Source organism: Mucilaginibacter sp. P2_A4, from assembly GCF_056405015.1.
Window position 1 is genome coordinate 71013 of record NZ_JBFUCX010000001.1, and the last position, 12486, is coordinate 83498.

The 12486-nt window shown below is 42.9% G+C and carries 11 protein-coding genes; 4 read left to right on the plus strand and 7 right to left on the minus strand.

Going from position 1 to position 12486, the window contains the following annotated elements; all coding sequences use genetic code 11:
* Positions 1–42: 42 nt before the first annotated feature.
* From AC1DYB_RS00230 to AC1DYB_RS00245, 4 genes are all read right to left on the minus strand, one after another.
* Positions 43–1512 (minus strand): RagB/SusD family nutrient uptake outer membrane protein, encoded by a 1470-nt coding sequence (locus AC1DYB_RS00230; protein ID WP_477431395.1) that lies wholly within the window; start codon positions 1510–1512, stop codon positions 43–45.
* 12 nt (positions 1513–1524) lie between these two features.
* The gene (locus AC1DYB_RS00235; RefSeq protein WP_477431398.1) at positions 1525–4713 is read right to left on the minus strand and encodes a SusC/RagA family TonB-linked outer membrane protein; all 3189 of its coding nucleotides are present in this window, start codon (positions 4711–4713) and stop codon (positions 1525–1527) included.
* Positions 4714–5038: 325 nt separating this feature from the next.
* On the minus strand, positions 5039–6202 hold the full coding sequence (locus tag AC1DYB_RS00240) for a FecR family protein (RefSeq protein ID WP_477431400.1): 1164 nt from the start codon (positions 6200–6202) through the stop codon (positions 5039–5041).
* A gap of 76 nt (positions 6203–6278) precedes the next feature.
* On the minus strand, positions 6279–6878 hold the full coding sequence (locus AC1DYB_RS00245; protein WP_295721522.1) for an RNA polymerase sigma factor: 600 nt from the start codon (positions 6876–6878) through the stop codon (positions 6279–6281).
* Positions 6879–7106: 228 nt separating this feature from the next.
* Between AC1DYB_RS00245 and AC1DYB_RS00250 the strand changes: the two genes are divergently transcribed.
* Positions 7107–7856, plus strand: a complete 750-nt coding sequence (locus tag AC1DYB_RS00250) for an SDR family NAD(P)-dependent oxidoreductase (protein WP_477431402.1) — start codon at positions 7107–7109, stop codon at positions 7854–7856.
* Positions 7857–7927: 71 nt separating this feature from the next.
* Positions 7928–8509: a TetR/AcrR family transcriptional regulator gene (locus tag AC1DYB_RS00255; RefSeq protein WP_295721526.1), complete on the plus strand. Its 582-nt coding sequence runs from the start codon at positions 7928–7930 to the stop codon at positions 8507–8509.
* 114 nt (positions 8510–8623) lie between these two features.
* Here AC1DYB_RS00255 and AC1DYB_RS00260 read toward each other — a convergent pair whose 3' ends face one another.
* Both AC1DYB_RS00260 and AC1DYB_RS00265 read right to left on the minus strand, forming a co-directional pair.
* A complete protein-coding gene (locus tag AC1DYB_RS00260) occupies positions 8624–9079 on the minus strand; it encodes a hypothetical protein (RefSeq protein ID WP_295721528.1) in 456 nt (151 codons plus the stop codon).
* A gap of 220 nt (positions 9080–9299) precedes the next feature.
* On the minus strand, positions 9300–9680 hold the full coding sequence (locus tag AC1DYB_RS00265; protein ID WP_477431404.1) for a VOC family protein: 381 nt from the start codon (positions 9678–9680) through the stop codon (positions 9300–9302).
* Between the two features lie 125 nt (positions 9681–9805).
* Here AC1DYB_RS00265 and AC1DYB_RS00270 point away from each other — a divergent pair, with 125 nt between their 5' ends.
* Entirely contained in the window at positions 9806–10489 is a 684-nt protein-coding gene (locus AC1DYB_RS00270; RefSeq protein WP_477431406.1) for a DNA alkylation repair protein, read from the plus strand.
* Positions 10490–10600: 111 nt separating this feature from the next.
* A complete protein-coding gene (locus AC1DYB_RS00275; RefSeq protein ID WP_477431408.1) occupies positions 10601–10831 on the plus strand; it encodes a KOW motif-containing protein in 231 nt (76 codons plus the stop codon).
* A gap of 58 nt (positions 10832–10889) precedes the next feature.
* Here AC1DYB_RS00275 and AC1DYB_RS00280 read toward each other — a convergent pair whose 3' ends face one another.
* Positions 10890–12482, minus strand: a complete 1593-nt coding sequence (locus tag AC1DYB_RS00280) for a PepSY domain-containing protein (protein WP_477431410.1) — start codon at positions 12480–12482, stop codon at positions 10890–10892.
* Between the last annotated feature and the right edge of the window lie 4 nt (positions 12483–12486).

Below are 12486 nucleotides of genomic sequence, written 5' to 3' on the forward strand. Positions count from 1 at the left end.
AGAGGATATTGCGCGGGCACTAACAGCTACTTTTTTTAATGTTTAGTAGCCTGGGTTTTGAGTAAGATTATGATTGATTAAAATCTCTGATACGGGTATTGGCACCAGTTGTTTATTGGTATTCCAGGTGCCGCCTTTTAGTGGGGTTACTATACTCATTACAGCATCAATTTTACCGGTTCGTTTCAGATCGAACCAGCGGTGACCCCATTCGGTAAACAACTCAACCTGGCGTTCATGTGCAATGGCGCTCAAGGCAGCGTCTTTTGAGGCAGTAGTTGCGGCGGGCAGGCTTGCCCTTGCGCGTATCACGTTCAAATCGGCGGCGGCCCCGTCAAGGTTACCCAGTTGGGCCCTTGCTTCTGCGCGGATGAGGTATTGCTCGGCAAGTCGTAACTCAATAGGATATTCGGTAATGGGTGTGATGCTGCCCGAGCTGGTGTTGGCCTTGTATTTGTTGGCATAATAATAAGTTGCAGCCGGTGTAGCACCACTTGCAGCCACATTATATGTACCCACCCAATTGGTTAACCGGGCATCACCTGTTTCAAATGCATTTACAACTATATTATTAAGCGGCAATTGGTTAGTTGCCGATTTTAGCGGATCAACCGTTAGCACCAGGGTATAAGCATCGGCGTTGTTATAGCCTGTAGTTACCGGCTGCAAAGCCCAGATGGTTTCGCGGCTGGCCTTTAAAAACACGGAGTTTAAGTTGGGTTCCAGCACGTATGTTGAGGTGCCGATAACGGCGGTGGCCTGCGTTTCGGCATTTTGCCAGTCTTGCGTGTACAAATATGCCCGGGCCAGCAGTGCCGATGCAGCCTGTTTGTTGGGGCGCAATCTATCAGTACTAGTCCCTCCGGTGCCGTTAAGGTATTTGGTATCACTTAACAATCCTTGCGCATCTTTCAGGTCCTGAATTACCTGGGCATAAACCAGCGCTTTGGGTGTACGGGCAATGGTATTGTTTACCACGTAGTCCGTAGTAAGTGGCATGGGCACATCGCCATAAATATTAACGGCGTAAAAATAGATGTAGGCCCTGGCAAATTTGGCTTCGCCCAGCAACTGGTTCTTTACTGCCGGTGTAAGAGCAGTGGCCGAAGTAAGCCCCGCAATTGCAGCGTTGCAATTATAAAGTTGCTGGTATATAGTGGCCCAAAAATAGGTGCTGCTATTACCTTGTCCGCTTAAATTATTGCTAAAGAACTGCCCGTACGCGGGCGTATTGCTATAATTAACCAGCTCATCGGCCGATAGGCCCATTAATAAACTCACACTGTTTTGGCCATTGTAAAACGAGCCCGCTGCGCCCATAATATCAAAAATACCCGCCAGTACAGATTGTGCCGTACCGTTTGATGCAAACGCGTTTTTAGCATCAATAGCGCCTACCTGCGCGCCAACATCTATGGCTTTTTTACAGCTGTTTAAGGTTAACAGAATAAGGATACAGCCAAGGCACTTTTTAAAACCAGGAGCTGAAAATATATGATAATTAAATTTCATGATCTTTTTATTTTATAAGGTGACTTGTAAACCTGCTGTGATAGTTCTTAAGGGCGGCAGGCTGTACGCACTTTGATTTTCCGGGTCGAGGTTGCCATATTTAGATATGGTTAAAAGGTTATCGCCCTGTACGTATACCCGCAAATTTTGTACCCCCAGGGTTTTTAACACCGCCGGCTTAAACTGGTAACCCAATGATAGGTTTTGAAAACGGATATAAGATGCATCAGCATAGCCGGCTGTACTCCGGGTGGCGTATGAAATTGGCGTAAGCAAGGCAAAGCTGGTACCAAAACGTTGTATGTTGGTAACATCGCCTGGCTTTTGCCAGCGGGCCAATTGATCTGTAGTAACGTTGATGGCGCCAAAACCCGATGGTAACAAAGAAGATTGCCCAAAAGCGCTTTTACCAACCTGTTTGATAAACCTGAAGGTAAAATTGAGCGTAAAGCCTTTGTATGCAATATCGTTAATCAATGATCCATAAAATTTAGGATCGGTATTGATGACGCTGGTATTATCAATACCCGAAACCGGGTTGGCCGTAATATGGCCATCCTTATCATAAAATTGATACACACCTGTTTGCGGATTTACCCCTGCAAAATTAAATACCTTTTGTATGGTTGTTGGCATACCCAATACATAAGCATTGGCGAAGGATGTAGTATTGAGACTTGGGTATTTAATAAGCGCAGTACGTGGTATGGTTAATAAACCGGTAGTTGACCATGTAAAATCTTTGCCTTTAATGTTTACGCCAGTCAGGACAAACTCCCAGGCCTTGTTTTGCACCACTGCCGGCAGGTTTGTTGTTATTGATGTTGTCCCGGTAACTATGGATAGCGGGTAGCCATACAATACATCAGATGTGCGGTTACGGTAATAGCTTGCATCCAGGGTTATGCGGCCTTTTAAAAATTGAAGTTCGGCACCTATCTCGGCTTTTTTAGTGGTTTCCCATGATAAGTTGGGGTTTGCCGGGCTACCTGCAGAAAGGCCAGGAATACCCTGGTAAGGCACGTTTACCGTTACGGCATAATAACTTTGCAAATAGCGGTATGAGCCTATCTGATCGTTACCCGTAACACCATAACTTGCACGCAGTTTACCAAAGCTGATGAAAGGAAGGTTATCCTTTATGAATTTTTCCTCGGTAAATATCCAGCCTGCGCCTACCGCTCCAAAAAAATGGTATTGTTTGTTTTGGCCAAACTTGCTCGATCCATCGTAGCGGCCGCTTAAATGCAGCAGAAACTCGTTATCCCAAATGTAACCAATGCGGCCAAAAAGCGCGGCCATCTTGTTTTTATCGTATCCATAAGGTACGTAAGGCGTAATTTTTGTAGCGCCCGAAATACTTTTTAACAAGGCATCGCTGGTGTAACCGGTTGCAACTAATTGAGTAGACTCGGATGTTTGCTGCGCCAGGCTGGCGCCTACTAAAGCACTAAAATCGCCTTTACTTATTTTGGTGTTGTAATTAATCTGTGGCTCAACGCTCCATGTGGAGTTAACATCGGTTGTAAATTTGCTTTGACCGGTTGTTGCATTCAGAAAAGGCGCTGAGGCTGTAGTTGGCGTTCCTAAAAATTCATTGATCTCTTGCCTGTTATAGCCCAGTGTTGCTTTTACTTCCAGTCCTTTAACCGGTTTATAGCTTAAAATAGAACTGCTGGTTAAATTGCTGGCCGGCGTATTGTTAATGAGTTTGGCCGATGTATAAGGGTTGTTGAAGGTATTGTTCTGGAAGTTTAATGATCCATCGGGGTTGTACAGTGGCGGGGCATCCGGTGCTAAAGAAACCGAATTTGTAAAATCAACATTGGTTATTGTATTGTTATTATACAGATATCCGCCGGTAAATGATACCGAGAATTTATTATCGGCAGTAGCCGAATTTATGCTGAAATGTACAGACGCGTTACGATCAGAACCTCCTAACCGCATCAGGTTTGATTGCCTGTTGTAATTACCGCTGATGAGAAATTGTGTAGTGGCATTACCGCCAGAAATTGTAGCCTGCGCGTTGCTGGTGTGTGACGAACCGCCTATCAGCTCTTTTGCCCAATTGGTATAGCGTGTGGTATCCCAGGTGCCGTTAATATCATAAGCCTGTGAAAATGACGGGCCATCATTTTTATAGGCCTCATGGCGCATCTCCAGGTATTGCTGGGTATTTAAAAAGTGAGGCAAACGTGTAACCTTGCTTACGCCCGAGTATACGTTTACATCAACCTTAACATTGCCGGCTTTACCTCTTTTGGTAGTTATTAATATAACGCCATTGGCAGCACGCGAACCGTAAATGGCTGTTGCATCAGCATCTTTAAGTACGTTAATGCTCTCAATATCCTGCGGGTTTATAAAGTTAAGCGCATCGCCGCCAATGCCAGATTTTCCCGGCAAGTTACCCAGGGTACCATTCTGCAGATCGTAGTAGCCTCCCTGGTAGGGGATACCATCAACAATATATAAAGGATCGGTGCCGGTACCGTTATTAATACCATTTTGCCCTCGTATTTTTACACTGTACACACCACCCGGCATGCCTGTGGTTTTAACAATGTTCATACCGGGTACGCTGGCTTGCAGGGCTTCTAAAACATTGGTAACGGGGTATTTGGCAATGTCTTTAGCTGTTATCGTAGTTTGGTTGCCGGTATTGAACCGTTTGGTAGTTTGGCCGTAAGCTATTACCTGCACTTCATCCAGCTTGCCAACATCGGGCTTAAGGCTTATAATAAACGGGGCTTTTATATCCTTAATAGCCACCTCCTGAGTGGTAAAGCCTACAAAACTTATTTGCAGTATGCCATTGGCGACGTTGGGGTCAAGAATTAAGGCGTTAAACTCGCCTTTGGCATCAGTAACCCAACCCTGCAGTGTGTTTTTTAGTTTGATGCTTACCCCTGGTAAAGGATCATTTTGTGCATCAACCACCTTGCCATGTACCAGTACATTGGTTGGCTTTACCGATATAACTATTGGTTCGGGTTCTTTATCCTTACGCCTGATGACTATACTTTTATCAATAATAAGATAATCAAGCGGCTTGTTTTTAAAGCATTTTTGCAGTACCTCATCAATGTTGGCATCGGTTATCTCCACATCTATTTTAGGGAGATTTTTTAAAGCGCCGGCTTTGTAAAAAAATGAATAACCACTTTGTTTTTCCAATTGCTTGAAAAGTTTTTCCATAGTAATGTTACTTGCATTTAAGTTTATGTGTTGGCCATAAACTGCTGCATTTACATGTAGAAAGCCTATCAGGAGGAGTAAAGTGGTTAGCTTCATTACCAATAGTATTTTTTTAAACCGCATATAATTATAATTATAATGCGGCAAACAAGAAGTAGAAAATTGCATACTTTTGTATGGTTTTGGGTTAGTGTACAGTTTGTTTATCTCAAGTAAGTCAAATGAGGTTGGCCCATACTATTGCCGGACAGTGTTGGTAGCACTCTCCGGTTTTTTTATGGCCACCACGGCCAGGCAGCCTCGCCGCCCGATTGATGTAGTGTATTTATTTTACGATAATCTTTCTCCCTTCTATTTTAAAGTCGACACCAGAAAACGCCAGTATTTTTAATGCCTTGGAGGCAGTCATATTTCTCGAAAAGGTTCCGGTAAATCCATCGTTACCAGGTATTTTGCCGGCATATTCAACATCCACATCGTACCAGCGTCCAATTTGGCGCATTACCGTTTTAATATCGGCATTGTTAAAGTAAAATTTGCCGTCCTTCCAGGCCATTACTTCTTCGGCATCAGCAACCTCTGTAACTTTAATTACCGGGGCTATTTCGTTATTGTTGATGGTGGATTGCTGCCCGGGTTTCAGCATGGCAAATGATATTCCTTTATTAACCTTTACAGAGCCTTCCAGCAGTGTTGTTTTAATCAACATTTCATCGGTATAGGCGTTAACATTAAAATGAGTACCTAAAACCTCAATCACCTGCCCGCCGGCGGATACATGGAAAGGCATGGCCTTATTTTTCGACACTTCAAAATAAGCCTCGCCAGTTAGTTCCACGTTTCGTTCTTTACCTGTAAACGCGGTAGGGAACTTTAGGGATGATGCCGCGTTGAGCCAAACCTGCGTTCCGTCGGGTAATATTACCTCATACTGCCCGCCTCTTGGGGTACTTACAGTGTTATAAGTTATTTCGGTAGTTTTTTGGTTTGACAAGGCAGCTGATAAATAAGTTAACAAACCGCTCCCTTTTTTTTGAATAATGGTTTGACCTTGTGTAGCCAGCCGGCCGTTCTTTTTATCATCCAATACCACCTTTGAGCCGTTGGCGAGGGTTAATATGGCCTTGTTGCCACCCGGTGCTATATCATTTTTAGCAATGTAGTTTGTTGTTTGTGTAGATGCCCGCCTGTTGTAATAATAAAAAGTAATAGTAATGGATAGCAGCAAAACTGCCGCTACCCATTTTAAATAAAGCGGAAAAACATATTTGTTATTTTGTGCGGGGTATTTTTGAGGTTGTGTGGTGCCTATATGGGCCAATAAGTTGGTATAGGTATCCTGTTTTATTGCCATAAGGCGGTCATGACTTATGGATAGCTCTTCGCCGTTTAATTCTTCGTACCAATTTTCAACAAGTACTTTTTCTTCGGCCGTGGCAACACCCGAATTGTATTTCGAAATCAGTTTTTTTAACTCTTGCTCTTCCACGCTATATGCTATTTATATACATATACGTTTAAGGCGCAAAAAGTACTATGCGATTTTACAATTTAATTCAAATAAATTAACAGTGGAGTAATAAGGGCATGTAGCAAACCACAAAACCCACGGTAACGATGGGCGAATTGTAGTCTTTTAGGCAGGAACGGAGTCTTCCATAAGCGCTCTGGAGCTGATTTTTTACTGTTTGTTCGGATAATCCCAATTTTTCGGCGATTTCGCGGATAGAAAAGTTCTCTTCTTTCTTTAAAATATAGATTTCTTTCATTCTTGCCGGCATTTTTGTTACCTCGCCGGCAATTACAGTTTCCAGCTCCCGGTTTAACAGGAGGTTTTCTGATGAAGTATCAAAAGGACTATCCACTATTGCTGCAGATTGCCTATATCTTAAGTGGATCTCGGATTTTTCAAATTCCCGCAACGTTTTATTTCGTAGGGTGCCATATAAAAATGGCAATATTTCATCGGGGCCTTTCAGGTTATCAAGGCTATCCCACAATACTATAAAAGCCTCCTGAACAAGGTCTTTAGATACGTCCTCGGCTTGTGTTTTGCGGTAAGTGTGGCGGTAAAGTTCGTCCCAGAAATTGTTAAAAGCCATCTCAAATACCTGGATCTTTTCAGACCAAACAATAGCAAGTTTATTGGAGATTGTAGCGGGCATTTAATGAATCAGCAAGTTTTTTTAAAGATACGAAATTATTAAAAAACTAAATTACAATACCGCATATACAGGAAAATCAATAAAAGCAAGCAGGAGGCGCTTAGCTTCGGCGGTGTAGTTTAGTCATCTCTGACTCATAAAAAATATTAATCGGAACGTTCATTCCGAATTGAATATATATTTGCGGAACGATTATTCCAAATATAGAAAAAGTAATTAACACGCAAAATGAAAAAGTTAGCAAACAAAGTAGCTGTAATAACAGGAGCATCAAAAGGAATTGGTGCAGGTATCGCTAAAAGCCTTGCAGCAGCAGGAGCAAGTGTTGTAATAAATTATGCTTCGGCAAAAGCAGGGGCAGACCAGGTGGTTGCCGAGATCACTGCAAATGGCGGTAAAGCTATTGCTGTACAGGGTAATGTATCTAATGAAGCTGATATCACCCGTTTATTTGAAGAAACAAAAAACGCATTCGGTGCGGTTGACATTCTGGTGAATAATGCAGGTGTTTACAAATTTGGCGCTATTGAAGAAATTAACGCCGAAGATTTTCATACCCAATTTAACACCAACGTGCTTGGTTTATTACTGACTACACAAGGTGCGGTTAAAAACTTTAGTGAAAATGGTGGTAGCATTATTAACATTGGTTCTGCCGTTACTAGTATCACGCCTCCGGGAAGTTCAATTTACACCGCTACAAAGGGCGCTGTTGATGCCATTACCCATGTATTGGCAAAAGAGCTTGGCGGTAAAAAAATACGTGTAAACTCCATCAATCCGGGTATGGTTGAAACAGAAGGTACACACACAGCCGGATTTATTGGCAGTGACTTTCAAACACAAATTGTAAGTACCACACCGCTTGGCCGCATTGGTCAGCCAGATGATATTGCTGATGTTGCAGTGTTCCTTGCATCAGAAGATTCACGCTGGTTAACAGGTGAAATATTACTGGCAAGCGGTGGCGTAAGGTAATACCCCCTGCTTTACAGAAAAATAATTAAAAATGAATAGCTTTGCTTGAATAAGCAAGGCTATTCCCGGTTATGGCAAGAACGAAAGATTTTGATGAGAATGAGGTGCTAACCAAAGCAATACAACTTTTTTGGCACAAGGGGTATAATGGCACATCCATGCAGGATCTGGTGGATGGTTTGGGCATTAGCCGGTCAAGCCTGTATGATACTTATAAGGATAAACACACCCTTTTTATGAAAGCGCTGGAGAGCTATCAAAATTCCGGCGCAGCTAAAATTCAGGAGATCATCGATCATTCCGGATCTGCCAAAGAAACTATCCAAAAGTTATTGGAACTTACGATAAACGATTTACTGGTTGATAAACAGCAGAAAGGCTGTTTCATGGTGAACGCCGAAGTTGAAGTAGCACCGCACGATGCCGAAGTTAATAAGCTGATATGCAAGAACGAACAACAAATGGATGAAGCCTTTTACCAGGTGATAAGGAAAGGGCAGGCCAGTGGCGAGATAAGAAACGGACAGGATGCCCGTGCATTGGCAAGATTCATATTTAATGCGGTAAAAGGCATGCAGGTTACCGCGAAATCAACTACAGATAAATCTGTTTTTGCTGACATCATCAAGCTTACCGTATCTGCCCTGGATTAAAGTAGCTGATATTCATCGCCTGCCATTCGTCCCGGATTTTCAATTAATTGAATAAAAATTATAGCCTTGCTTCTTTTAATCGGGAGCAAGGCTTTTAAATTTTCATCAATTGCCTCATTTAAAATGAAGCATTGCAAGTGTTTCGCCTTTAGGTAGTTCCCGGGCAGCATAATGGAGGCTGAGCTCGTGATTGGCGTTCTTTTTTTCCAGCTGCAATAATTCTTTTACCGGTATCGTCATATTATAATCTGAAGCAGCATCAGCAAAGGCCCATTTTTTAAGGGTGTTTCCTTGCTCATCTTGTAGAACAATACTCCGGCCGGTGCCGGGCCCCTTAACGGTGCAATGTGTATACTTAATACGCAGGTTGTCGCCCTCATTTGCGTTATTCAGTTGCAGTACTCTTAAACTAAGTGGCTGGTTCACATACTGCTTCAGGATGAGTTTATTATTCAAATAGATTTCGTAACCGTCCAGCCCAAACTTACTGGTGAAACTAAATGCTGTTAAGCTTAATGTAATCAGCGTAAATACTTTAATAAACGCTTGTTTGAATGTGCTCTGTTTCATGACTTTAAATTTTAAATGAAAATATTTAGTGGTCCATGGAACAATATTAATCGAAAAGAAAACGCGGCAGAAAAATAGTAGAGCAACTACCAGAATAATAGACATCAGTCTTTTTATTCTTATACTCCTCTACTTTTTGTGTTGTTTGTCGATGTAGCGAAATCGCCCCGGGGAGAACCCCGGAGGCCGGTTAGCTATGGGGATTTGTCTTTTTAAGTGTTCAAATATCCTGGTACCCGGTTAAAGAAAGCAGGTTGCCATCCGGGTCTTTGAACCAGGCCACTTTTGCCCCGCCGGGTGCCGTCCAAACACCTAAGCTATCCTGTTCTAAAAAGCCAAAATGCTCACAAAAGACGCCTTTGTCATTTAATGACTTGATCGTACCGGTAATATCATCCACGTTCCAGCCCAGGGCCGTGAACGGGTGGGGCTTGAATTCTGGCACGATAGCCACGCGCAACAACGTTCCGTTTGCATCAAATTCCAGTGCATACTGGTCCTCCGATAATAATTCCAGGCCCAATACTTCGCTATAAAATGACCTGGCCTTTTCCGGCATCATGGTCGGTACAAAGGCTTTTAAGTTTTGGTTGGCAAGCATATCGCTTTTTTTAACTAAGATACCGTGTTCTGTGTAAAATCGCTGCGATAATTTTGGCTTTTAAGTTAACATAATAGACACCTCATTAAAACACTTCTTCCCTAAAAACGGTAATTTCGCAAAGCATGAAACCAGCAGAATCTACCAGCCCCACCGAAGAAGTAAAAGCCCATCTTGGCAGCTTCCAGGGAAACATTCCCCTCCACCGCCGTGAATCTAAACGCCCTTATACCTTTTCCGCACTGCCGTTTGGCGAGCAGCTGGCTATATGGGATGAACTTTGGCGCACTGCAGATCATTGGCGGACCCGGCTCCATGCTTTCTTTTTCCTGGAACGCCACCTTAAAAAAGAAACCGAACTCAAAGCCATGTGGCCTGTTATCGTCTGCTGGCAAGACCAGGTAGACGATTGGGGACTTTGCGACGCGCTGGCCAAAATTTATACCAAGATCCTCGAAATTGAACCGGCAATTTACACACAACTCAATGAATGGAACAAGGACGAAAATCCTTGGAAAAGAAGGCAATCTCTCGTCTCGCTGTTGTATTACAGCCGCACCAAGAAACAATATCTGGATTTTAACCAGATTGAGCCATTGGTTACGCATCTCCTAAACGATAAAGAGTACTATGTGCAAAAAGGCCTTGGCTGGACTTTGCGCGAACTTCGCAATGTTTACCCCGAACAAGCCATTGCCTACCTTCAGGCGCACGTCAGGCAGATTAGTGCAATTGCCTTTACTATCGCTATCGAAAAGCTGGATGCCGAAAATGTCAACAAGATTAAGGCGCTCAGGAAAGTTAAGTAATAACGATTAGTTAAAATGGGCTGTATTAACAGACTTCATTTTTTGTTGATTTTCATATTTGGTGAGTGCAATTATCTGTGATTTGGGAGTTTAATTTTATTAAATTTATATTTGATACCGTGTGAATCAGCTCAAAAAATAATTGAAACAACTACTACATCAAACAAACTAAAGGACGGCGCTACATGTAAAGTCATTGGCGGTACACATGCTGGAAAATCTGGCATTGTAAAAGACATCAAAACAGGTAAAACAGGGCATGTATCCATTACGGTAGTGCAGGCAAACGGCGTGAGATTTAAAACACTTGCAAAAAACGTAGAGATTAATGAGCCTATTTAAGCCTGTTTGAAAACGTAACTAAGATAACCAGGAAAAGAATGGTGTTGGCCTTAGTTATTTAGGTTTTTATTTTCCGCTTGCGCCATTTAAAGTAAAAGATAAAGCCAATAACCACCATCATAATCTGCAATGCCGCCCCTGTCATCGTACTAATGTCACGTGTGATTTTCCCACCGAAATCCATATAATGATGTTTATGGAACAAGGCAAAGCTATAACCCTCGTACAGTTCAACATCATTGATTTTCTTTGCCAGTACGCCGGTGGAGGTTTCTACATATAGCCGTTCTTTATGATTAAATGGATAATTGATCTTCCAAACCGGCAGGCGCTTATCGGTAAAGTTATACTCGTCTGTAAATTTGGTGATCAGTTGGGCAGAAACAATTTCTCCGGCGCTGTGGCCGCTTAACTTTGTGGCTAAACTTTTAGCGTACAATTCATCGCCATGGGATAGAACAGAATAATCAGCGGCATTGATATAAGTGATAGCAGCTGCCTCGGCGCTCATATCTTTCATTAAGTCTTTGCTTTTGTGATCCTTTTTAGCGCTTTGCAGGTATACCTGCCAGTAAGTTTTATCATCCAGCTGCACCAGGCCGATATTGGTTACGGGCTTCTTAACAATTGCACGCAGTCTGTTTAAATCAAAATCAATAGCAGAAACTGCAAAACTATGTTGTACTGATTTTACTTCTTTTTCTTCAATACTTAATTTGGAAAATGCGTGGTAACAGCCGCTGAAAGTAAACATCAGGGTAAACAGGGATGCGATAATTGCGGTATAACGATGATTGCGCCTGGTCTTTACCAATGTATTGCCAGGTGCCTTTTTACTTTTAGTGGCAAAGAAGATATAAATACCCATCAGCGCGGTTAAAAAGCCTAAACCGGTAAAAAATATTTCCACGAATATTCGGCCCTTGCTTAAAAAGTTGATCCAACCCCACGTATGCACCAGGTCAAAAAAAGCGGTAAAAGCCGCCCGGTTCTTATCCACAGCGACCCCGAAACGGTCCTGCCCCGTTTCCACGTACACACGGATATGGTCATCACGTTTGAATTGTACCTTGTATACTGGCAGCAGGCAATAAATGCTTTTATACTCCTCGTCAAATTTCGTAATGAGGGAAGCGCCTTCAATTGGTGCTCCTGTTTTGTTGCTCAGTACGGTGCTGGCGGCCTCACCGCAGCAATCAGCCATAGTCGACATGTCGCTCCTCTGCGTTCCTGCCGGCATTTCCATAACCATTTTGCTTTTGGCTTTTTTGGGCGCCCCTTCTAAAAATAAGCGTGCGAGGTACTGTGCGTATAGCCAGTCGCCTTTGGTGAGGATATTGCCATTCTTCGCGCTGATATACTGCAGATCATATCTCCGGCTGGTTTTAACCTGGTAAAACCAATTGGTATCGATGTGCACCAGCCGAGCGCTGTAAATGCTGTCAATCTTGTTTTTCCTTAACACCTCTTGCAGGCTCAATTTAACTTTACTGCTGTCAATGGCTTCCACGGGGATACTTTGAGTTTTCATGGCCGGGCGCAGGTTGGTCATGATGGGATGCATAAAGCCGCTGGTTGCCCAAAGCAGCACGGGGACCGCGATAATCAGTGAGCAGATACGGTGCCATTTATAAATGTTTTTGCGGATCATATGC

Bases quoted from the DNA above. Each gene is read 5' to 3' on its own strand.
- AC1DYB_RS00230 (WP_477431395.1), bottom strand. From the start codon at position 1,512: ATGAAATTTAATTATCATATATTTTCAGCTCCTGGTTTTAAAAAGTGC.
- AC1DYB_RS00235 (WP_477431398.1), bottom strand. From the start codon at position 4,713: ATGGAAAAACTTTTCAAGCAATTGGAAAAACAAAGTGGTTATTCATTT.
- AC1DYB_RS00245 (WP_295721522.1), bottom strand. From the start codon at position 6,878: ATGCCCGCTACAATCTCCAATAAACTTGCTATTGTTTGGTCTGAAAAG.
- AC1DYB_RS00250 (WP_477431402.1), top strand. From the start codon at position 7,107: ATGAAAAAGTTAGCAAACAAAGTAGCTGTAATAACAGGAGCATCAAAA.
- AC1DYB_RS00255 (WP_295721526.1), top strand. From the start codon at position 7,928: ATGGCAAGAACGAAAGATTTTGATGAGAATGAGGTGCTAACCAAAGCA.
- AC1DYB_RS00260 (WP_295721528.1), bottom strand. From the start codon at position 9,079: ATGAAACAGAGCACATTCAAACAAGCGTTTATTAAAGTATTTACGCTG.
- AC1DYB_RS00265 (WP_477431404.1), bottom strand. From the start codon at position 9,680: ATGCTTGCCAACCAAAACTTAAAAGCCTTTGTACCGACCATGATGCCG.
- AC1DYB_RS00270 (WP_477431406.1), top strand. From the start codon at position 9,806: ATGAAACCAGCAGAATCTACCAGCCCCACCGAAGAAGTAAAAGCCCAT.
- AC1DYB_RS00280 (WP_477431410.1), bottom strand. From the start codon at position 12,482: ATGATCCGCAAAAACATTTATAAATGGCACCGTATCTGCTCACTGATT.